This window comes from Sphingomonas sp. PWP1-2, from assembly GCF_049898305.1.
GTDB classification, from domain to species: Bacteria; Pseudomonadota; Alphaproteobacteria; order Sphingomonadales; family Sphingomonadaceae; genus Sphingomonas; species Sphingomonas glacialis.
Genome location: NZ_JAFCXM010000006.1, coordinates 264,991 through 285,923, shown reverse-complemented (window position 1 = coordinate 285,923; position 20,933 = coordinate 264,991). Strand labels below are relative to the sequence as shown.

Genomic DNA, 20,933 nt, shown 5'->3' with positions numbered 1-20,933 from the left:
ATGCGCGTTCTCTCCGGCATCCAGCCCACCGGCAATCTCCACCTCGGCAACTATCTCGGCGCGATCCGCCAGTGGGTGGCGATGCAGGATGCGATGGCGGCGGGCGACGAATGCCTGTTCTTCCTGGCGGACCTGCACGCGCTGTCACAGCCGGTCGTGCCGGCTGAGCTTAACGCGCACACCACCGAGATGGCGGCGACGCTGCTCGCGTGCGGGATCGACCCGCAGCGCTCGATCCTGTTCAACCAGGCGCGCGTGCCGGCGCATTCGGCGCTCCACTGGATCCTTGGCGGCACCGCGCGGATGGGCTGGCTCAGCCGCATGACGCAGTGGAAGGACAAGGCCGGCAAGAAGGGCGAGACGCAGAGCGTCGGGCTGTTCACCTATCCCGTGCTGCAAGCCGCCGACGTCCTGCTCTATCAGGCGACGCACGTGCCGGTCGGCGAGGACCAGAAGCAGCATCTCGAGCTCGCGCGCGACATCGCGGTCAAGTTCAACAGCGATTATGGCGACACCTTCACGCTGCCCGAACCCTTCATCTCGAAGGCCGCACCGCGCATCATGAGCTTGCGCGATGCGAGCGGGAAGATGTCGAAGTCGGACCCGAGCGATGCCTCGCGGATCAACCTGGTCGATTCGGACGAGCTGATCGCGAGCAAGGTCCGCAAGGCCAAGTCGGATGCCGACGGGCTGCCGGGCGAGGTCGCGGGGCTTGCCGAGCGGCCCGAGGCGAAGAACCTCGTGACGATCTATGCAGCGCTCGAGGGCAGCACGCCCGACGCGGTGCTGGCGCAGTTCGCGGGGCAAGGCTTTGGTGCGTTCAAGCCTGCGCTCGCCGATCTGGCCGTGGCGACACTCTCCCCGATCCGCGAGCGGCTGACGGCATTGCTGGATGATCGCGCGGCGGTGAGCGCGGTGCTCGCCGACGGCGCGGCGCGTGCGGCAGTGCTGGCGGCGCCGACGCTTGCAAGGGCACAAGCGGCGGTGGGGCTGCAGGTCTAGGCGGCGAACGGGTTGCGGATCGTCAAGCGGCGGTCGATGACGAGGCCGTCGTGCATGTCTTCGGACCAGAGCGTGTCGCAATCCGCCAGCAGTGCGGCGGCGACGATCGCGGCATCGTAGAAAGCGATCTTATAGCGCCGCGCGAGGCGGCACGCGGTCTCGTGCGTTTCGAGATCGACTGGCACAAGGCTCAACAGGTCTTTGAGTTCGTCCAAAAGCGCATCGAGATCCGGCCACGGCATCTTGAACTTGCGACGCCCAACGTTGACGACTTCGTTGAGGGCCTGGACGCTGATGGTACCGCCGTCGGCCACCAGATCGCGGGCCCGCGCGGCCCTTTGGTCATTGACCGAGACCAGATACAGCAGAACGTTGCTGTCAAATGCGCTATCGGGCATTTGCCTCTTCGCGATCGAACTTGAAGTCTTCGGGCATCCAGCCCTGAAACCGCTTCAAGCTTTCCAGAACGTCCTCGCGAGTCCGCTTGCGGCGGATACGAAGCGATCCGTTCTGAACGCGGACGTCGAGCTCCTCGCCAAGCTCCACCGCAAGCGCCTCGACCATTTCCTTGGGCAAACGAACCGCGAAGTCGTCGCCCCACTTCGCCAACTGCATCGCCTGTCTCCGAATATGGCCTTAGCCATACCGGAATTTCGGCACGCTCGCTATCCCTCGAGCTCGCGCAGCAGCACGCGCACCGCGGTGTCGATCTCGCGATCGGTGTCGCGCAGTTCCTCGATCCGGCGGACCGCGTGGATCACCGTCGAATGGTCGCGCCCGCCGAACTTGCGCCCGATCTCGGGGAGCGAGCGCGTCGTCAGCCGCTTGGCGAGGTACATCGCGATCTGGCGCGGGCGCGCGACCACCACCGCGCGGCGCGCCGACACCAGATCGACCGGCTTCAATTCGAAATGCGCCGAGACCGCCTTCTGGATCTCGTCGATCGTCACGCGCCGCTCCGCCCCGCGCAGCACGTCGCCAAGCGTCGCCACGGCGAATTCGAGATCGACCTCGACCCCGGTGAGCTGCGCATAGGCCACGACCCGGTTGAGCGCACCCTCGAGGTCGCGGATGCTCGCGGTGATGCGCGCCGCGAGCAGGTCGAGCACGTCGCCCGGCACCTTCGCGCCCGGCATGTCGAGCAGCTTGCGGGTCAGCACCGCGCGGCGCAGCGCGAGATCCGAATTCTTGATATCGGCGACGAGGCCGCACGACAGCCGCGACATGATCCGCGCCTCGACCCCGTCGAGCCCCTGCGGGCAACGATCGGCCGAGATGACGAGGCGTTTGCCGGCGCCCATCACTTCGTTGATCGTGTGGAAGAACTCTTCCTGCGTCGAATCCTTGCCGGCGATGAACTGGAGGTCGTCGACCAGCAGCAGATCGGCCGAGCGCAGCCGCAGCTTGAAGCTGTGCGTGTCGCGGCTGCGCAGCGCTTGGACAAAGTCGAACATGAAGCGTTCGGCCGACATCATCAGCACGCGCGCCTCGGGGACCGCAGCAAGGTAGGCGGCGCCGATCGCGTGCATCAAGTGGCTCTTGCCCTGCCCCGTGCCGCTATGGAGGAACAGCGGGCTGAAACGCGGCACGCCGGGCTCGGCGAGCGCCTTGGCGGCGTTGAACGCGACCCGGTTCGACGCATCGACGACGAAGCGGTCGAAGGTGAAGCGCGGGTCGAGCGTCGGACGGTCGGCGATGACCACGGGCTCGGCCGGCGCGACGGGCGCGAGCGCTGGCTCGGCCTTGAGCACGGGCGTCGGCGCCGCCGCCATCCCGGTCTCGATCGCCACGCTGCGGACGCTCGGCACCAGCGCGCGGAATTCCTGCAGCAGCCGGTCGCCGTAATGGTTGCGCACCCAGTTCGTCATGAACGCCGACGGCAGCGTCAGCCGTACCGTCTCGCCGTCTCCACCCGCGACAAGCGCGATCGGCTTGAGCCATTGATCGAACAACCGCACCCCGGCCGATTCGCGCAGATGCGTCCGCACCGTGTTCCAGGCGCGCGCGACCGTATCGGCCTGCCCGCCGGCAAAGTCGGTATCGTGCGCGTCACCCCCCCTGTTCACCGTCAAGACCACGCCAAAACCTTTGCATTGCGAGCTGCGGGAGACCCCGCACCGCTGAAATTACGACAGACAAACATCCCCCCAGGCGGAATCACGATCCGTCTGACGCTTGCCATTCAAAGTAGGTCGCGAGCCAGAAACACCGCTCGCGGCGGAGGGCCATTTATGAAGATCGCAGCGAGTCGAGCAAGGCCCCGACCTGTCACATTTTCTAAATATACCCGGTTGACTCGGATTGAGCGAAGGTTTCGCGTCGAAAATCTCACAAGCCTATGAAATCAGGACGTTTCGTCAGTGACACTTTGATGAAGGTTCTGCGAATCGCGGTAAACTGCGCCTTTGCCGTTTGGACGGTCAAAAGCGTTCGCGCAACGTTCCTTGATGGGGGTTAAGTCGACACTGCGAGACCCATCGCCGCGTCGAAAAACGTAGACCACGACAAAAAGCCCGCCGGACCTGTGTCCAGCGGGCGATCAGCCGTTGCGTAACCCGATTGGGATTAAGCGAGCGCGGTGAGGCGCTTGGTCAGGCGCGAGAACTTGCGGCTCGCGGTGTTCTTGTGCAGCACGCCCTTGGCGACGCCGCGCATCAGCTCGGGCTGAACCATCGCCATCGCGGCGGTTGCAGCAGCCTTGTCGCCCGCTTCGAGCGCAGTCTCGGCCTTCTTGACGAAGGTGCGGATGCGGCCGGTACGGTTGCCGTTCACGATGGTCCGCGCGGCGTTACGACGGATGCGCTTTTTCGCCTGTGGCGTGTTCGCCATGAAGCCCTCTGATCTGTAAATAAGAAAGGGCGGGAGATCGCTCCCGGCCCCGGAAGCCGTGCGCCTTACGCAGAACGGGGGGGTCGGTCAATCATTTCTGGCATTTCGGGCACCAGAAAGTCGAGCGGCCGCCTTCGGCATAGCGCTCGACGGTGCCGCCGCAGCTGCACGGCTCACCCTCGCGGCCATAGACGGCGAATTGCTTGGAGAAATAGCCGAGCTCGCCGTCGGGGCGGGCATAATCGCGCAACGACGAGCCGCCTGCGTCGATCGCCGCGAGCAGCACCTCGCGAATCGCCGGCACGAGTCGCGCGAGCTTGGCGCGCGAGACGGTCCCGGCGGCGCGCTTGGGCGAGATTCGCGCGGCGAACAGCGCTTCGCACACATAGATATTGCCGAGCCCCGCAACGAGTCGCTGGTCGAGCAGCATCAGCTTGATCGAGGCGATTCGCCCGGCGAGTTTGGCGTGGAGGTAGGGGACGGTCAGTTCGGGGCCGAGCGGTTCGGGGCCGAGGGCCTTGAACGCGGGGAAATCGGCAAGCGATTCGGTCGGCAGCAGATCGACCGAGCCGAAGCGCCGCGGATCGTTGAGCGCGAGGCGCTGAGTCGCGGTTTCGAGAATCAAATGATCGTGCGGCAGCAGCTCGGACGGATCGACTCGCCAGCGCCCCGACATGCCGAGGTGGAAGATCATCGTGTCGCCGCGATCGGTCTCGATCAGCCCGTATTTCGCGCGGCGCGACAGGCCCGTCACGGTCGCGCCGGTCAGCCGCTGCCCGAGATCGTCGGGAAACGGCCGCCGCAGGTCACCGCGGCGGGTCTGCACCAGCGTGATGCGCTGGCGCTCGAGCACGGGCCGGAGCCCGCGCACGGTGGTCTCGACTTCGGGAAGTTCTGGCATCCCCCGTCCCTGCCCGCTTCCACGCCCGCCGCGCAAGCGGCGACCCACACCAAGGCCACTTGGCGCTCGGGCCAAAGCGCGCTTCCACTGCGTAGCACCCGCCGCGCCCTTCTTCTTCTCCGCGTCTCCGCGTGAAAAGAAGATTGGATTCACGCGGAGACGCGGAGACGCGGAGAAGAAGGATGAATGGGCCGCGCGAGACGATTTGTCCGAGCTGCAACGCAGCGGTTTGCGCCGCCGCTTTGCTCGGCTAGAGCGTGCGACATGAACGATCCAAACTCTGGCACCGTCTCCTTCGGCTACGAAGACATCCCCGCCACCGAAAAGACCGCGCGCGTCGGCGGCGTCTTCTCGAGCGTCGCACGCAGCTATGACATCATGAACGATGCCATGTCGGGCGGGATGCACCGCGTGTGGAAGGACCGCTTCGTGCGCCGCGTGAAGCCGCGCGACGGCGAGCAGATCCTCGACATGGCCGGCGGCACCGGCGACATCGCCTTCCGCCTCGCCGAATCGGGCGCGAGCGTGACGGTCGCCGACATCAACCCGCAAATGCTCGAAGTCGGCGTCGACCGCGCGGCCAAGCGCGGGATCGACGGCCTGGTGTGGACCGAGGCGAATGCCGAGACGCTGGTCTTCCCCGACCGCTTCTTCGACGCGTACACGATCGCGTTCGGCATCCGGAACGTGACCGACATCCCCAAGGCGCTGCGCGAGGCGAACCGCGTGCTACGGCGTGGCGGGCGGTTCTTCTGCCTCGAATTCTCGACCACGCTGTGGCCGGGATTCGCCGACGTCTATGACGCCTATTCGCACAAGCTCGTGCCAAAGCTCGGCAAGCTGCTCGCGCAGGACGAGGACAGCTATCGCTATCTGATCGAATCGATCCGGCGGTTCCCCGACATGCCGACCTTCGAGGGGATGATCCGCGATGCGGGCTTCGTGCAGACGGGGGTCGAGCCGATGCTAGGCGGGCTGGTCGCGATCCACCACGGGTGGAAGATTTGATGGGGCGCGAAACAAAAGCCCCTCCCCTTCAGGGGAGGGGTTGGGGTGGGGCCGTAACAGGTGCTGCGCTCTGCGAGGCGTCCCCCACCCCCAACCCCTCCCCTGAAGGGGAGGGGCTTACGATATGACCGCCCCCGCAACCCACGTCTGGCGCTTGCTCAAATGGGGCCGCATCCTCGCGCGCCACGGCGCGCTGAGCGGCATCGAGCGCGATCAGAACACCCCGCTGCCGATCCGTCGCCTTGCGCGAATCGCCCGGATCGGCGCGCGCGTTCCAGCCGTGCCGCGCTATGCCGACGCGCTCCAGGCGATCGGCCCCGCCGCGATCAAGCTCGGCCAGACGCTCGCGACGCGCCCCGACATCGTCGGCGAGGCGGCGTCGAACGATCTGATGCGGCTCCAGGACGCGCTCCCGCCCGTCCCCTATGAGACGATCCACGCCGCGATGACGCGCGCCTTCGGGCGCGATCCGGCCGAGCTGTTCGCCTCGATCGATCCCGTGCCCGTCGGCGCCGCGTCGATCGCGCAAGTCCACCGCGGCGTCACCACCGATGGCCGCACCGTCGCGATCAAGGTGCTGCGCCCCGGCGTCGAAGTCGATTTCGCGCGCGCGATCGAGACATATCAATGGGCCGCGGCGCAAGTCGAGGGCTATGGCGGCGAGCTCGCCCGCCTGCGCCCACGCCTCGTCATCGAAACCTTCAAGCGCTGGACCGCGCGCGAGCTCGATCTGCGGCGCGAGGCTGCCTCGGCGTCCGAACTCGCCGATGCGATGACTGCCGAGCCCGATTTCCTGGTGCCCAAGATCGACTGGCAGCGCACCACCGGCAAGGTGCTGACGCTCGAATGGATCGACGGGATCAAGCTGTCGAACCGCCCCGCGCTGGTCGCGGCGGGCTATGACTTGCCGCTGCTCGCCAACACACTCGTCCACGCCTTCCTGCGCCAGGCGATCGCCGAGGGGTTCTTCCATGCCGACATGCACCAGGGCAACCTGTTCGCGCTGCCCGGCAACAAGATCGCCGCGATCGACTTCGGCATCATGGGGCGGATCGACCGGCGCGCGCGCGTCTGGCTCGCCGAGATCCTCTACGGGCTGATCACCGGCAATTATAAGCGCGTCGCCGAAATCCATTTCGAGGCGGGCTATGTCCCGCCGCACCACAGTGTCGCCGAGTTTGCGACGGCGCTGCGTGCGGTCGGCGAGCCGATGCGCGGCATGTCGGTCAAGGATATGTCGATCGGGATGATGCTCGACGGGCTGTTCAACATCACGCGCGACTTCGATATGCAGACGCAGCCGCATCTGCTGCTGCTGCAGAAGACGATGGTGATGGTCGAAGGCGTCGCGACGAGCCTCGATCCCGAGATCAATCTGTGGGACGCAGCGTCACCGTTCGTGCGCGAATGGATCCGCACCGAGCTTGGCCCCGAGGCTGCGGTCGCCGACCGGTTGGTCGAGGATTTCCGCACGCTCGCGCGACTTCCCGACCTGATCCGCAACATCGAACGGCGCTTCCCCAATCCGCCCGGCGCGCCGCCCGAGCCCCCCTTGCGCGAAATCGAGGTCGTGCGGATCGGCGGCGGCTGGCGCTATGCGCTCGTCGCGGTGCTGAGCGCGGGTGCCAGTCTGGGTCTGGGGTGGATGCTGTGGGGGTAAGGCGGCGCCTCCGCTCGCCGCGGCGCGACGCGCTGGCGTGAGTCCACGGCCGCCCTTCTGGCTGGCCGAGCCATCGCGCTATGCCGCGCTGTCGCAACCGCGCGCGCGGATCGCCGCGGCTTTGCTCGCCTTGCTGCTGCTTGCGACGCTGCTCGCGCTCGCCAGCCCCGGGCCGCCGCCGGTGAGCCACACGCCCGCCTCGCGCGCCGACGTCCAGCGCGACGTCATGCTGTACGAGACGATCGTCCAGGGCATCCGCGGCGGGGGCGATTATTACAGCGTGACCGCACAGGCGCTGCGCACCGGCGACTATCCGATGCGCCCGTTCGTGACCTTCCGCTTGCCGACGCTCGCCGTCGTCCAGGCCGCGCTGCCGCGCTTTGCGACGATGGCGTTGCTCTACGCGCTCGTCGCTGGCGTCGGCTATGCCTGGTACCTGCGGCTCGGCGGGGTGTTCAATCGCCCCGCGCCGCGCCTCATCGCGCTTGCGCTGCTCGCCAGCGGACTGATGGCGTTCGTGCAAAGCGATCTCATCGCCTTCCATGAGATCTGGGGCGGGCTGCTGATCGCGCTGTCGCTCGCGGTACGGCGCGAGGACAAATGGATCGAGGCGGTCGCGTTCGGGCTGATCGCGATGCTGATCCGCGAGACCGCCGCGCTCTATGTCGGGGTGATGGTGCTGTTCGCGCTCGCCGAGGGGCGGCGGCGCGAGGCGATCGGCTGGGCGGCGACGCTCGGCGTGCTCGCGATCGTCGTCGCGCTCCACGCGCATGCCGTGGCGATGGTGGTGCGCGAGACCGATCCCGCCTCGCCCGGCTGGGCCGGACTGCTCGGCTTCGGTTTCTTCGTGAAGACGATGCAGATCTCGACCGCGCTCGATCTTGCGCCGCTGTGGATCGCCGCGCCGCTCGTCGGGTTGGCGCTGTTCGGCTGGTCGGCGTGGCGCAGCCCGGTGGCGCTGCGCGCGCTCGGCGTATTCGTCGCCTATGCGCTGCTGCTGGCGCTGTTCGGGCGGACCGACACCTTCTATTGGGGACTGATGATCGCCCCCACGCTCCTGATCGGCCTCGCCTTCGCGCCCGACGGCCTGCGCGACCTGATCGCCGCTGCGCGCGAGCCGCGACGGAAAATCATCGTGACTCGGGTGACGCGGTGAAGATCCTGCTGATCGTCGGCGGCGGGATCGCCGCGTACAAGGCGTGCGAGTTGATCCGGCTGTGCCGCAAGGCGGGGATCGGTGTGAAATGCGTGCTGACCGCGGGCGGCGCGCATTTCGTCACGCCGATGACGCTCGCGGCCTTGTCCGAGAACCAGGTCTATACCTCGCTGTGGGATCTCAAGGACGAGGCCGAGATGGGGCATATCCAGCTCAGCCGCGAGGCCGATCTGGTCGTCGTGGCGCCTGCGACCGCCGATTTGATGGCGAAGATGGCGGGGGGAATCGCCGACGATCTTGCGACCACGCTGCTGCTCGCGACCGACAAGGCGGTGCTCGCGGCGCCCGCGATGAACGTGCGGATGTGGCAGCACGCCGCGACGCGCCGCAACGTCGCCACGCTGCGCGGCGACGGGATCACCGTGCTCGAGCCCGACAAAGGTGCGATGGCGTGCGGCGAATTCGGCCCGGGGCGGTTGCCCGAACCTGCGGCGATCTTCGCGGCGATCCAGGCGGCGCTCGCCCGGTGAGCGCGCTTGCCGGACTGCACATCCTCGTCACCGCCGGCCCGACGCACGAGCCGATCGATCCGGTGCGCTATCTCGCCAATCGCTCGTCGGGGAAACAGGGTTTCGCGATCGCCGCGGCGCTTGCCGCGCGGGGCGCGCGCGTCACGCTGATCGCGGGGCCGGTGACGCTCGCGACGCCCGTCGGGGTGACGCGAGTCGATGTCGAGACCGCGCTCGAGATGGAGGCGGCGGTCGCGGCCGCTCTGCCCGTCGATGCGGCGGTGCTCGTCGCGGCAGTCGCCGACTGGCGCGTCGACAGCGCGGGGCAGAAGATCAAGAAGGGCGCGGGCGGTCCGCCGGTGCTGCATCTCGTCGAAAATCCCGACATTTTGGCGGGCCTTGCGCGCAGTCCGCTGCGGCCGCGGCTCCTGATCGGCTTCGCGGCCGAGACCGAACATGTGATCGACCACGCCACCGCCAAGCGCGTGCGCAAGCAGGTCGACTGGATTGTTGCGAACGATGTGTCGGGGGATGTGATGGGGGGTTCGGCGAACACGGTGCATATCGTCACAGAGCACGGTGTCGAGAGCTGGGCGCGGATGGCCAAGGAAGCGGTCGCGGAACGGCTTGCGGAGCGGATCGTCCAAGCCTTGGCCGGCTAACGAACCGCCTCCCCCCTCCCCGTCACCCCGGCCTTGTGCCGGGGCCCACCGTGCCGCGAATAGTGGCCGTCATGGCGCGCGGCACGGTGGACCCCGGCACGAGGCCGGGGTGACGGTTTGGGCGCACGGGGAGGGCAAACCCTTACAGGTCGAGCTTGCCCTTCAATTCGTCGATCCGCTTCGACGCATCGGCCTTGCTCAGATCGGGGCTTGGCGGCTCGACATGCGCTTCTTCGCTGAGCGTCGTCAGATACGATTCCTGCGCGCCGGTCATTGGGTCACCGCCCGAAACCCACTGGTCGGGGTTCTTCTCGGTGTTCGATCCCGGATGCTCGTCGAGCTTCGGATTGTGCGGGGTGTCGGCCATGGGATACTCGCATGTTTCTGGTATGTTCTGAACCACCGAGACGCCGCGCGGTTCCGTTGCGCGCGGCAGGCTTCGACACCGAGTGCCAGACTTGCTAAGGCCGTCCGCATGCATACGCCTGCCACGCCGCCGATCACGATTGCGCTCAAGCGCTTGCCGCACGGCGAAGACTTGCCCCTGCCCGCGTATGCGACCGATGGCGCCGCCGGGCTCGACGTCGTCGCCGCCGAGGCGTTGACGCTCGCGCCAGGCGCGCGTGCCGCGGTCGCGACGGGGTTTGCGATCGCGATCCCGCATGGCTTCGAGGTGCAGGTTCGCCCGCGCTCGGGGCTCGCGCTCAAGCACGGTGTGACCTGCCTCAATACTCCCGGCACAATCGACAGCGATTATCGCGGCGAAGTGAAGGTGATCCTCGCCAATCTCGGGCAGGCGCCGTTCGAGATCGCGCGCGGCGACCGGATTGCCCAACTCGTTCCGGCCCCGGTTCAACGCGCGATCCTCGACGAAGTCGCCACGCTCGACGATACCGAGCGCGGAACCGGGGGCTTTGGATCGACCGGACGATGATACTTTTCCTGCTGCTGCAGGCCGTGGAGCTTCCCGCGGTCCCCGCCGACTGGGCGACGCTCGCGCCGCTGCCCTATGTCGCGGCGCCACGCCTCACGCCGCAATTGACGAGCTTCGTCGCGAGCGAGATCACCGCCAATCGCTGCCCGATGGCCAAGCCCGCAGACGGGCATTACGTCGTCAAGGTCGACGTCGCGACGCTGGTCGGCGCGGACGGGATCGTCCGCCGCACCGTGCCGCACGCGATCAACTGCCCGACGGTCGAGCAATATGCCGCGGGTCTCGTGACGGGGTTCGCGCGCGGCAACCTCGCGCTGCGCGCCGGGACGACCGATCATTGGTACCGCGCGACCATCGTGTTCGACTGGCGCGGATGACGCTCTCCGACGCCGAGCTCGAGCGCTATGCGCGCCATATCGTGCTGCGCGAGGTCGGCGGTGCGGGACAGCTTGCACTCAAGGCAGCGAGCGTTGCGCTGATCGGCGCGGGCGGGATCGGCAGCCCGGCGATCCAGTATCTCACCGCAGCGGGTGTCGGACGGCTCGTGCTGATCGACGACGATACGGTCGATCGCTCCAACCTCCAGCGCCAGACGCTGTTCGGCGAAGGTGACATCGGCGCATCGAAAGTCGCCGCCGCAGCGACCGCGGCACGCGCGATCAACGCGCATGTCGTGATCGACGCGCGCCCCGCACGGCTGACGCCCGCCAATGCCGGCGATCTGCTCGGCGGGGTCTCGGTCGTGCTCGACGGCAGCGATTCGTTCGCGACGCGGCTCGCGGTGTCGGATGCGGCACACGCGCTGCGCATTCCGCTGGTGTCGGCCTCGGTCGGGCAGTTCGAGGGCCAGCTCGGCGTCTATCGCGGCTGGGAGCCGGACAAGCCCTGCTACCGCTGCTTCGTCGGCGACGCGCGCGACCGCGCGGGCGACAGTTGCTCCGAGCAGGGCGTGCTCGGCGCGATGGCGGGCGTCATGGGCAGCCTCGCCGCGCTCGAGGCGCTCCGCGCGATCGTCGGTTTCGGCGAGGATACGGCGGGCAAGTTGCTGCTCGTCGACGCGCTCGCCTTCCGCTTTCGCACGATCGCCTTGCCCAAGGATCCCGGCTGCCCGGGCTGCGGTTAGCAGCGCCTTAAGGGTGGCACGCTAGGACAGTCTCATGAAACGCGCGCGCATCCTCGTCATCTTCGGCACCCGCCCCGAAGCGATCAAGCTCTTCCCGGTGGTCGCCGCGCTCAAGGCAGTGTCCGGGCTCGACGTTCGCACCTGCGTCACCGCGCAGCATCGCGGGCTGCTCGACCAAGTGCTCGCGATCGCCGGGCTCACCCCCGACGTCGATCTCGATTTGATGGAGCCGGGCCAGTCGCTCGACCGCCTCACCGCGCGGTTGCTCACCGGCCTCGGTGACGTGATGGACGCCGAGAAGCCCGACCGCGTGATCGTTCAGGGCGATACCGCAACCGCGATGGTCGGTGCGCTCGCGGCCTATTACCGCAAGGTCCCAGTCAGCCATGTCGAGGCGGGCCTGCGCTCGGGCGACATCTACCAGCCCTGGCCCGAGGAAGTGAACCGCCGCATCGTCGCGCAGATCGCCGACCAGCATTTCGCGCCGACGCAGACCGCCGCCGATGCGCTGTTGCGCGAGAATATCGATCCGGCGATGATCCATGTCACCGGCAACACCGTGATCGACGCGCTTCACGCAACGCGCGCGAAGCTCGCCGCCGATCCGTCGCTCGCCGCCGGGCTCGACGACATCGCGACACGCTTTGCGGGCAAGAAGATCGTGCTCGTCACGACGCATCGGCGCGAGAATTTCGGCGGCGGGATGGACAATATCGCGCACGCGCTCGGGCAGATCGCAGCGCGCGATGACGTTGCGATCGTCTTCCCGATGCATCCCAACCCCAATGTCGTCGAGGCGATGAACCGCGTGCTGGGGAATCGCCCCAATATCGCGCGGATCGACCCGCTCGATTACCCGCACTTCATCCGCGCGCTCGGCCTGTGCCATATCGCGCTGACCGATTCGGGCGGGGTGCAGGAGGAAGCCCCCGCGCTCGCCAAGCCCGTGCTGGTGATGCGCGAGACGACCGAACGCCCCGAAGGCGTCGTCGCCGGCACCGCCAAGCTGATCGGCACCGACCCGGAGCGCATCGTCGCCGAGGTCACCACGCTGCTCGACGACCCCGCCGCTTATGCCGCGATGGCACGCGCGCACAATCCGTTCGGCGACGGCCACGCGAGCGAACGGATTGCCAGCATCGTCGCCAACGGTTTTGGTGTGGCGACGCCGTGAGCGCACGCCGCGTTTCCGAAATATCAACGCTCCGCGCGCATGAGCCGGAGCGTGAGCAAGTAAAGGCGCAGGATCGATGATGTCGCACGCTGACCTGAAGGTCGTTGTCGTTGGTCTGGGCTATATCGGCTTGCCGACCGCTGCGGTGATTGCGCGGACCGGCGCGAGCGTGCTCGGCATCGATGTGTCGGCGCATGTCGTCGAGACGGTCAATTCGGGCAAGGTGCATATCGAGGAGGTCGATCTCGACGGCCTCGTCTCGGGCGTCGTCGCGCGCGGTACGCTGCGCGCATCGACGCGGATCGAAGCCGCCGACGTGTTCGTCATCGCGGTGCCGACGCCGTTCGCCGCCGATCATGCGCCCGATATCGGCTATGTGCTCGACGCCGCGAAGTCGATCGCGAGCGTGTTGAAGGCCGGCGACGTGGTGGTGCTCGAATCGACTTCGCCGGTCGGCACGACCGAGAAGGTGCGCGATCTGCTCGCCGAGCTGCGCCCCGATCTCAAGGTGCCCGGCAAGAGCAACGGCGACAGCCCCGACGTCGCGATCGCCTATTGCCCCGAGCGCGTCCTGCCCGGTCGAATCCTCGTCGAGCTGATCGACAATGACCGCGTGATCGGCGGCATCACCCCGCGCTGTGCGCGCAAGGCGCTGCAATTCTACCGGCGCTTCGTGCGCGGCGCGTGCGTCACGACGACGAGCCGCGCCGCGGAAATGACCAAGCTCACCGAGAATGCGTTCCGCGACGTCAACATCGCCTTCGCCAACGAACTCAGCCGCGTCGCCGACACGATGGACGTCGATGTGTGGGAGGTAATCCGCCTCGCCAACCGCCATCCGCGCGTCAATATCCTCTCGCCCGGCCCCGGCGTCGGCGGGCATTGCATCGCGGTCGACCCGTGGTTTCTGGTCCATGCCGACCCCGCCAACACGCCCTTGATCCGCACCGCGCGCGAAGTGAACGACGCCAAGATCGACTATGTCGTCGAGCGCGCCGAGGCGATGGTCGCGGCCAATCCCGGCGAGCGCGTCGCCTGCCTCGGCCTCGCGTTCAAGGCCAATATCGACGATTTCCGCGAGAGTCCGGCGTTGAAGGTCGCGCTCGCGCTGGCGGCGCGCTTCGGCGACCGGCTGTGTGTCGTCGAACCCTATACCGACACGCTCCCGCCGAGCTTCGATGGCAGCGGCGCGACGCTGATCGACGTGGACAGCGCGATCGAGACGTGCGGGATCATGATCGTGCTGGTCGACCACGACGTTTTCAAATCGGTCCCGCTCGACGAGCGCGCCGACAAGCACGTCTATGACACGCGCGGTATCTGGCCCGATCAACCGCGCAGCGTTCCGCGCGGCGAAGCGTTACGACTGGCGAGCTGACGCGCGTGGCCGCCGATCCGCGCGGTTGCTGCGAGTCGGGTCGCGATGAAAGGTCCAACGATTGCTGACGACTGACCCCCGCCCGCCCAGCGGACCACCCGAATCGCGCGCGTATGCGATCGGCGACGTCCATGGCCGACTCGACTTGCTCGACGCACTGCTCGAACAGATCGCGGCGGATCGCCAGGCCCGGCCTTGTGCGCGCGAATTCCTCGTCCTGCTCGGCGACGTGATCGATCGTGGTCCCGATTCGCAAGGGGTCATCGCGCGGCTGCGCGGGCTCGATGACCCGACGCTCCACACGGTCATCCTGATGGGCAATCACGAGGAAATGCTGGTGCGCGCGCTTGGCGCGCAGCCGCAGCGGCTGCGCGACTGGCTCAAGTTCGGCGGTGCCGAATGCGTCGAGAGCTACGGCGTCGATGCAGGCGACGTCGCCGAGCTCGATCCCGCCGCCGCCGCCGCGGTGATCCGCGCGGCGATCCCGCGCGGCGATCTCGCCTTTATCGACGGTTTTGCCGACAGCTTCCGCTTCGGCGACTATCTCTTCGTCCATGCCGGCATCCGCCCCGGCATCGCGCTCGAGCATCAGCGGACCGGCGACCTGCGCTGGATTCGCGAGGATTTCCTCGACAGCGAGGCCGCGCATCCGCTGTTCGTGGTCCACGGGCATACGATCAGCGTGGGGCCCGAGGAACGACCCAACCGGATCGGGATCGATACCGGCGCCTATGCCAGTGGCGTGCTGACCGCGCTGTGCATCGAGGGCACTGGGCGACGGTATCTAGCGACTGGGAGCTGACAGCGGGCCATCGCTCAGCTGAAGTGCCAGGCCCTTTCGTCACCCCGGCCTTGTGCCGGGGCCCACCGGGCAGCGTATCCTCCGCAGACAGCATGTGCGTCTCGGTGGACCCCGGGACGAGCCCGGGGTGACGAAGCGTTGGTGCCGTGGATCGCCGCTAGCGCAGCAGATCCACCGCGAACGCGCGCACCGTTTCGCCGATATCCTCGCGCCCGATCGCGACCGACAGATTGGCGGTGACGTACCCGGCCTTGTCGCCGCAATCATAGCGCTTGCCGTCGAAGGTCAGCCCGTGGAACGGCTGGTCGCCGATCATCCGCGCCATCGCGTCGGTCAGCTGGATCTCGCCGCCCGCGCCTTTCTCCTGATTTTCGAGCACGCGCATCACCTCGGGCTGGAGGATGTAGCGGCCGATCACCGACAGATTCGACGGCGCGGTGCCCTTGGCCGGCTTCTCGACCAGACCTTTGACCTCGGTCAGCGGCCCGTTGCGGACGCCCGGCGTGATCACGCCGTACATGTGCGTCTGGTCCTCGGGGACTTCCTGCGCGCAGATCAGATTGCCACCGACCTGCATGTACGCATCGACCATCTGCTTGAGGCAGCCTGGCTTGCCGAGCATGAAATCGTCGGCGAGCAGCACCGCGAACGGCTCGTCGCCGACGATGTCGCGCGCGCACCACACCGCATGGCCGAGCCCCATCGGCTCCTGCTGGCGGACATAAGCGACCGCGCCCGGCGCGAGACGCGTCTGATCGAGCACGTCCAACGACTTGCCGCGCGCCGCCATCGTCGCCTCGAGCTCATAGGCGATGTCGAAATGATCCTCGATCGCCGACTTGCCGCGCCCGGTGACGAAGATCATCTGCTCGATCCCCGCTTCGAGCGCTTCGTCGACCGCATATTGGATCAGCGGACGATCGACGATCGGCAGCATTTCCTTTGGCATCGCCTTGGTCGCCGGCAGGAAGCGCGTCCCAAGCCCGCCTACGGGAAAAACGGCCTTACGCAGGGGTTTAATCGGCATCGATGTCTTTCGAATTCAAAGCACTTGGTACGCTTGATACGCCGCGTGCGACGCCAAGGAAAGCAACGACGCGCAGTCCGTTGCGGAGCGCTCAGGGCGCGGCGGGCGCTGGCGCGGCAGCCTGTTGCTGCATCTGCTGGAATTGCGCGCCGGAGACGAAATCGAGCAGTTCGATATCGAACGCCAGTACCGATCCAGCCGGGATCGGCCCGGTCGCCCGGTCGCCATAGCCGAGGCTCGGCTTGATCCAGACGCGGTATTTCGCACCCTTCGGCATCAGCTTCAACGCTTTGCTAAAGCCCGGGACGACGCCGGAAACCGGCATCGGCGTCGGGCGCGCGCTCTGGTCGAAGGTCGTGCCGTCGATCAGCTTGCCGACATAATTGACCAGCGTGACGTCCGCATCGGTTGGCTTGGCGGGGCCGACGCCGGGGGTCAGCACGCGATATTGCAGACCCGACGCCGTCGTCACGACGCCGCGCTGCTTGCCGTTGCTGGCGAGAAAGGCTTCAGCCGGGTTCAGCGGCACGGCCACCGCAGCGGGCTTCGCCTTGACCGCACGGTGCACCACCTTGTGGGTCGCCGCGTGCAGTGGCGCCGCTGGGAGAAGAATCGCGCCGATCACGCCGGCAATCGCGAGGTTGCGCATCTCAGCGGCCGGTCGGCGGCCCGCCCGCCCCCGGCGGCATGCCACCGGCCCCACCCTGCTGCTGCATCATCTGTTGCTGCTGCTGGATCTGGCGATAGGTGCTCATCGGGATGAATTCGAGCATCTCGACATCGAAGGCGAGCGTCGAATTGGCCGGGATGCCGGGAGGCGATTTGTCGCCATAGGCCAAGGTCGGCTTGAGCCAGATGCGATACTTCGCACCCTTGCGCATCAGCTTGAGCGCTTCGCTGAAGCCCGGCACGACGCCCGCAACGGGCATCGGAGTCGGCTGCTGCGACTTGTCGAACACCGTGCCGTCGAGCAGGCGGCCTTCATAGTTGACCAAGGCGACATCGTCGTCGGTCGGCGACGCGCCGGTCCCCGGGGTCAGAACCTGATACTGCAGACCAGACGGCGTGGTCATGACGCCCGCCGCACGCGCGTTGCGCGCCAGGAAGCTGGTCGACGGATCGACCGGCGTCTGGAACGCCAGCGCGATCGCGGCGATCACCAGCACGGCGATGCCGATCCACAGGTACACCAAAATACCCCGCTTCACGGGCTTTAGCGGGACAGCGGTGATCGACATGGTGGCTCCCGGGCGGGGGTCGTGAGGTCTTTACGGACTTGAGGCAGGCAAAGCGGGCGCGACGGCCCGCTTTAACGTCTTACCGTGCGCCGTCGCGTTCCATGCGCTTGCGCTCGAGCTTGCGCGCGCGACGAACCGCAGCGGCACGCTCGCGGGCGCGCTTCTCGCTCGGCTTTTCGTAATGCCGGCGCAGCTTCATCTCGCGATAGACGCCCTCGCGCTGCAGCTTCTTCTTGAGCGCGCGCAGCGCCTGGTCGACATTGTTGTCGCGTACGATGATTTGCATAAAACCGAACAGCTCCGAATCGATAGAAAAGCGCCGCCGCAAACCCACGGCCCGCGTCGCAAGGCAGGCGCCCTACACGGGAGGTGCCCAACTTTCAAGCGATCCGTCACCTTTTACGTGACTTTGGGCTCGCCCGGTCTGTAAGCGAGCGGGATGACCGCAACCCCGCTCACGCTCTACAACAGCCTCACGCGAAGCCTGACGCCGTTCGTCCCGATCGATCCGGCGCTGGTGCGGGTCTACACCTGCGGGCCGACGGTCTACAATTATCAGCATATCGGCAACATGCGCGCCTTCCTGTTCGCCGACACGCTCGGGCGCGTGCTGCGCTGGAAGGGGTATCCGACCAAGCATGTCATCAACATCACCGACGTCGGCCATCTGACCTCGGACGCCGATGCCGGCGACGACAAGATGGAGAAGGCCGCCGCGGCCGAGGCCAAGTCGATCTGGGAGATCGCGGCGCACTATACGCAGGCGTTCAAGGCCGACGTCGCGCGGCTCAACATCGATCCGCCCGCCGAGTGGACCGTCGCGACCGAGCACATCCCGCAGATGATCGCCTTCGCGCAAGCGATCGAGAAGGACTGCTACCTGATCGAAGGCGGGCTCTATTTCGATACGACGCGCGTGCCGAACTATGGCAGCCTGGCGCGTGCGGTTTCGGACGAGGGCGAAAGCCGGATCGACCCCGTCTCGGGCAAGCGCCATCCGCAGGACTTCGCGATCTGGCGGCGCTCGCCGCCGGGCGAGCAGCGCCAGATGGAATGGGAGTCGCCGTGGGGGCCGGGCGCACCGGGCTGGCATCTCGAATGCTCGGTGATGAGCCGCCAGCATCTCGGCCATCCCTTCGACATCCACACCGGGGGAATCGACCACCGCGAGATCCACCATCCCAACGAGATCGCGCAGAATCAGTCGTTCTGCGGCTGCGACGACAGCGGCGCGCGGATCTGGATGCACAACAATTTCCTCGTAGACCGCGGCGCCAAGATGTCGAAGTCGACCGGCGACTTCCTGCGGCTGCAGACGCTGGTCGACGCCGGGGTCCATCCGCTCGCCTATCGCCTGATGTGCCTGCAGGCGCAGTATCGCAGCGAATTGGAATTCACCTGGGAGAACCTCGCCGCCGCGTTCACGCGGCTCAAGCGGCTGGTGATCGCGCGCGACGCCTTGCGCGCGCGCGACGATTATGTGCTCAAGGGCGATCCCGAGCCGTATCTCGCGCAGCTCGACGCCGCGGTGAGCGACGATCTCAACACCCCGCGCGCCCTGATCGCGCTCGACGAGATGCTCGCCGACAAGCGCCTGTCGCCCGCGACGCGGCTTCGCGCGCTCGAGGATTTCGATGCGGTGCTCGGGCTCGAGCTCGTCACGCTCAAGCGCGCGGCGCTGCGGCTGCGCCCGATCGACGCGACGCTCGACGACGCCGCGATCGATGCGCAGCTCGCGGCGCGCAAGGACGCGCGTGCGGCAAAGGATTTCGCGGCATCGGATGCGATTCGCGACGCGCTCGCCGCAGCGGGCGTCGAAGTGATGGACGGCGATCCGCTCGGCTGGGACTGGAAACTCGCGCTCTGAACCCGTCGCCCCGGCGCAGGCCGGGGCCGCTTCGTAACCGCGCGCGTCGGTTCGACCAACGGGACGGCCCCGGCCTTCGCTGGGGTGACGACGAAACGGTCCCCACGCGGAGCGCACCGCTTCCCTTCTCGCCCGTGCGCGCTACGCTCTTGCGCTATCGAGGGCGACGGTACCTGCTCACCGCGCCTATTTGGAGCCTCGCCATGAAAGTCGTCCTCCCCGCCCTCGCCCGCGCGCTGCTCGAGCCCAAGCTTCCCGCCGGGCTCGACATCAATTGGGTCCTGACGCGCGAAGAGGCGACCGCGGCGATGGCCGATGCCGATATCGGCTGGGTCGACCTCTATCCGCACGGGCTGACCGAGGAAGCCGTCGCCGCGGGCACCGCGCTCAAATGGCTGTTTACCGCGATCGCCGGGCTCGATTCGCTCGATCTGCCTGCATTGGCGCGGCGCGGGACGATCGTCACCAACGGCACCGGGATCAACGCGATCGCGGTCGCCGAATACACCGTGCTCGGCGTCCTTGCCGCGGCGAAGCGCTTCGACCAGGTGGTACGGATCGCCGACCGCCACGAATGGCCCGATTCGGCGCCCGGACGAATCGAATTGTTCGAAAGCCGCGCGCTGATCGTCGGCTATGGCGCGATCGGCACGCTCGTCGCCGAGCGGCTGCGCGCGTTCGGCGTCGCGGTGACTGGCGTCACGCGTTCGGGGCGCGACGGCACGCTGACCCCCGATGCGTGGAAAGCCCAGCTCGGCGAGTATGACTGGGTGATCCTCGCCGCCCCCTCGACCGACACGACCAAGGCGATGATCGGCGCCGAAGAGCTCGCCGCGATGAAGCCCAGCGCCTGGCTGATCAACATCGCGCGCGGCGATATGATCGACCAGGACGCGCTGATCGCCGCGCTCACCGCAAAGACGATCGCCGGCGCCTATCTCGACACCGTCACGCCCGAGCCGTTGCCCGCCGATCATCCGCTGTGGTCGGCGCCCAACACGATCCATTCGATGCATCTGTCGGGCCGCAGCCAGACCAAGATGTTCCAGCGGGCGGCTGCGCTCTTCCTGCGCAACCTCGATGCGTTCCTGGCGGGTAGGCCGATGGAAAATGTGGTCGATCTCGACGCCGGCTATTGAGGCGACAACGGCGCCCGATCCATTCGGGCGCCGTCCTGCCGATCAATAGCCGTCGTTGCGCCAATCGCGACCGCGGCCCCAGCCGCCATGCTCGAAGCGCTCGCGCTGCCAGTGGCGACGGCGGGCCTGCTCCTGCCAGCGACGATGCTCGATCCAGCGCTGACGGGCATAGCCCCCGCCGCGATAGCCGCGATCGTCATACCGGCGGTCGCCGCGGTCGTGGTAGCCGTCCTGATACTGCGACTGGCTGTTCCAGCCATCATAGCGCTGTGCCGAGGCCGCGCCGGGGATGATCGCCAGCAGGGCCGTCAGGCCGAGCGACGCCGGAAGGATCAATTTACGAAACATGCGCGAACTCCTCGTCGGCAAGAGGCCGATTGCCATCGTCTAGCAATCGCGCGATGCGCCGAGGCTGAACGCAGGATGCAGCCAAGGTTAACGTCGCCGATCGCCAAGACGACGAATGCCCCGCCATTGCTGACGGGGCTTCGAATACAGGAAGCGACATTTTAAGGTTCGCCAGA

General features: G+C 67.3%; 23 protein-coding genes and 1 pseudogene. 13 read left to right on the top strand and 11 right to left on the bottom strand.

Annotation, left to right across the window (positions count from 1 at the left end; genetic code table 11):
• Nucleotides 1-1,002 carry a tryptophan--tRNA ligase gene (gene trpS, locus ACP7C5_RS16350; protein WP_354289232.1) on the top strand — a complete coding sequence of 334 codons (1,002 nt, stop codon included), beginning with the start codon at nt 1-3 and terminating at the stop codon, nt 1,000-1,002.
• Here the strand turns inward: trpS and ACP7C5_RS16345 are convergent.
• The 5 genes from ACP7C5_RS16345 to mutM form a co-directional block, all read right to left on the bottom strand.
• Nucleotides 999-1,400, bottom strand: coding sequence for a PIN domain-containing protein (locus ACP7C5_RS16345; RefSeq protein WP_426265037.1), 402 nt, complete (start codon nt 1,398-1,400; stop codon nt 999-1,001). The genes trpS and ACP7C5_RS16345 overlap by 4 nt on opposite strands.
• On the bottom strand, nt 1,390-1,617 hold the full coding sequence (locus ACP7C5_RS16340) for an AbrB/MazE/SpoVT family DNA-binding domain-containing protein (protein ID WP_354289230.1): 228 nt from the start codon (nt 1,615-1,617) through the stop codon (nt 1,390-1,392). The genes ACP7C5_RS16345 and ACP7C5_RS16340 overlap by 11 nt, the downstream gene beginning before the upstream one ends.
• Nucleotides 1,618-1,667: 50 nt before the next feature.
• Nucleotides 1,668-3,068 carry a chromosomal replication initiator protein DnaA gene (gene dnaA, locus ACP7C5_RS16335; protein WP_426265050.1) on the bottom strand — a complete coding sequence of 467 codons (1,401 nt, stop codon included), beginning with the start codon at nt 3,066-3,068 and terminating at the stop codon, nt 1,668-1,670.
• A 499-nt stretch (nt 3,069-3,567) separates the two neighbouring features.
• Entirely contained in the window at nt 3,568-3,831 is a 264-nt protein-coding gene (gene rpsT, locus ACP7C5_RS16330; protein ID WP_133191840.1) for a 30S ribosomal protein S20, read from the bottom strand.
• 91 nt (nt 3,832-3,922) lie between these two features.
• Complete coding sequence (gene mutM / locus ACP7C5_RS16325) at nt 3,923-4,732, bottom strand: bifunctional DNA-formamidopyrimidine glycosylase/DNA-(apurinic or apyrimidinic site) lyase (protein ID WP_426265036.1); 810 nt, start codon at nt 4,730-4,732, stop codon at nt 3,923-3,925.
• A 264-nt stretch (nt 4,733-4,996) separates the two neighbouring features.
• Here mutM and ACP7C5_RS16320 point away from each other — a divergent pair, with 264 nt between their 5' ends.
• From ACP7C5_RS16320 to coaBC, 4 genes and pseudogenes are all read left to right on the top strand, one after another.
• The gene (locus ACP7C5_RS16320; protein ID WP_189675979.1) at nt 4,997-5,740 is read left to right on the top strand and encodes a class I SAM-dependent methyltransferase; all 744 of its coding nucleotides are present in this window, start codon (nt 4,997-4,999) and stop codon (nt 5,738-5,740) included.
• A 124-nt stretch (nt 5,741-5,864) separates the two neighbouring features.
• Nucleotides 5,865-7,400 (top strand): 2-polyprenylphenol 6-hydroxylase, encoded by a 1,536-nt coding sequence (ubiB, locus tag ACP7C5_RS16315; protein ID WP_322162308.1) that lies wholly within the window; start codon nt 5,865-5,867, stop codon nt 7,398-7,400.
• A gap of 37 nt (nt 7,401-7,437) precedes the next feature.
• Nucleotides 7,438-8,556, top strand: coding sequence for a hypothetical protein (locus ACP7C5_RS16310; protein ID WP_426265035.1), 1,119 nt, complete (start codon nt 7,438-7,440; stop codon nt 8,554-8,556).
• Nucleotides 8,553-9,727 (top strand): annotated as a pseudogene (coaBC, locus tag ACP7C5_RS16305) (bifunctional phosphopantothenoylcysteine decarboxylase/phosphopantothenate--cysteine ligase CoaBC). The gene ACP7C5_RS16310 and the pseudogene coaBC overlap by 4 nt, the downstream one beginning before the upstream one ends.
• 142 nt (nt 9,728-9,869) lie before the next feature.
• On the opposite strand, the gene ACP7C5_RS16300 reads toward coaBC, so the two are convergent.
• Nucleotides 9,870-10,094: a DUF3072 domain-containing protein gene (locus ACP7C5_RS16300; protein WP_133191834.1), complete on the bottom strand. Its 225-nt coding sequence runs from the start codon at nt 10,092-10,094 to the stop codon at nt 9,870-9,872.
• A 108-nt stretch (nt 10,095-10,202) separates the two neighbouring features.
• Here ACP7C5_RS16300 and dut point away from each other — a divergent pair, with 108 nt between their 5' ends.
• The 6 genes from dut (at nt 10,203) to ACP7C5_RS16270 (ending at nt 15,138) form a co-directional block, all read left to right on the top strand.
• A complete protein-coding gene (gene dut, locus ACP7C5_RS16295) occupies nt 10,203-10,661 on the top strand; it encodes a dUTP diphosphatase (RefSeq protein ID WP_426265034.1) in 459 nt (152 codons plus the stop codon).
• Nucleotides 10,658-11,038: a hypothetical protein gene (locus ACP7C5_RS16290; protein ID WP_426265033.1), complete on the top strand. Its 381-nt coding sequence runs from the start codon at nt 10,658-10,660 to the stop codon at nt 11,036-11,038. The genes dut and ACP7C5_RS16290 overlap by 4 nt, the downstream gene beginning before the upstream one ends.
• A complete protein-coding gene (locus ACP7C5_RS16285) occupies nt 11,035-11,784 on the top strand; it encodes a HesA/MoeB/ThiF family protein (protein WP_426265032.1) in 750 nt (249 codons plus the stop codon). The genes ACP7C5_RS16290 and ACP7C5_RS16285 overlap by 4 nt, the downstream gene beginning before the upstream one ends.
• 34 nt (nt 11,785-11,818) lie before the next feature.
• Nucleotides 11,819-12,958 (top strand): non-hydrolyzing UDP-N-acetylglucosamine 2-epimerase, encoded by a 1,140-nt coding sequence (gene wecB / locus ACP7C5_RS16280; protein ID WP_426265031.1) that lies wholly within the window; start codon nt 11,819-11,821, stop codon nt 12,956-12,958.
• 76 nt (nt 12,959-13,034) lie between these two features.
• A complete protein-coding gene (gene wecC / locus ACP7C5_RS16275; RefSeq protein ID WP_426265030.1) occupies nt 13,035-14,336 on the top strand; it encodes a UDP-N-acetyl-D-mannosamine dehydrogenase in 1,302 nt (433 codons plus the stop codon).
• 61 nt (nt 14,337-14,397) lie between these two features.
• Entirely contained in the window at nt 14,398-15,138 is a 741-nt protein-coding gene (locus ACP7C5_RS16270; protein ID WP_426265029.1) for a metallophosphoesterase family protein, read from the top strand.
• Between the two features lie 157 nt (nt 15,139-15,295).
• On the opposite strand, the gene galU is transcribed toward ACP7C5_RS16270, so the two are convergent.
• The 4 genes from galU to rpsU all read right to left on the bottom strand — a co-directional run bounded on the left by galU (nt 15,296) and on the right by rpsU (nt 17,689).
• Complete coding sequence (gene galU / locus ACP7C5_RS16265; protein ID WP_426265028.1) at nt 15,296-16,165, bottom strand: UTP--glucose-1-phosphate uridylyltransferase GalU; 870 nt, start codon at nt 16,163-16,165, stop codon at nt 15,296-15,298.
• Nucleotides 16,166-16,256: 91 nt separating this feature from the next.
• Nucleotides 16,257-16,814 (bottom strand): FKBP-type peptidyl-prolyl cis-trans isomerase, encoded by a 558-nt coding sequence (locus ACP7C5_RS16260; RefSeq protein ID WP_426265027.1) that lies wholly within the window; start codon nt 16,812-16,814, stop codon nt 16,257-16,259.
• 1 nt (nt 16,815) lies between these two features.
• Nucleotides 16,816-17,403 carry an FKBP-type peptidyl-prolyl cis-trans isomerase gene (locus ACP7C5_RS16255; protein WP_322162291.1) on the bottom strand — a complete coding sequence of 196 codons (588 nt, stop codon included), beginning with the start codon at nt 17,401-17,403 and terminating at the stop codon, nt 16,816-16,818.
• A gap of 79 nt (nt 17,404-17,482) precedes the next feature.
• Nucleotides 17,483-17,689, bottom strand: a complete 207-nt coding sequence (rpsU, locus tag ACP7C5_RS16250) for a 30S ribosomal protein S21 (RefSeq protein ID WP_010162663.1) — start codon at nt 17,687-17,689, stop codon at nt 17,483-17,485.
• Between the two features lie 153 nt (nt 17,690-17,842).
• Here rpsU and cysS point away from each other — a divergent pair, with 153 nt between their 5' ends.
• A complete protein-coding gene (gene cysS / locus ACP7C5_RS16245; RefSeq protein WP_426265026.1) occupies nt 17,843-19,270 on the top strand; it encodes a cysteine--tRNA ligase in 1,428 nt (475 codons plus the stop codon).
• Between the two features lie 203 nt (nt 19,271-19,473).
• Entirely contained in the window at nt 19,474-20,409 is a 936-nt protein-coding gene (locus ACP7C5_RS16240; protein WP_426265025.1) for a D-2-hydroxyacid dehydrogenase, read from the top strand.
• Between the two features lie 42 nt (nt 20,410-20,451).
• Here the strand turns inward: ACP7C5_RS16240 and ACP7C5_RS16235 are convergent, their stop codons facing one another.
• On the bottom strand, nt 20,452-20,757 hold the full coding sequence (locus ACP7C5_RS16235; RefSeq protein WP_354289219.1) for a hypothetical protein: 306 nt from the start codon (nt 20,755-20,757) through the stop codon (nt 20,452-20,454).
• Nucleotides 20,758-20,933: the final 176 nt, after the last annotated feature.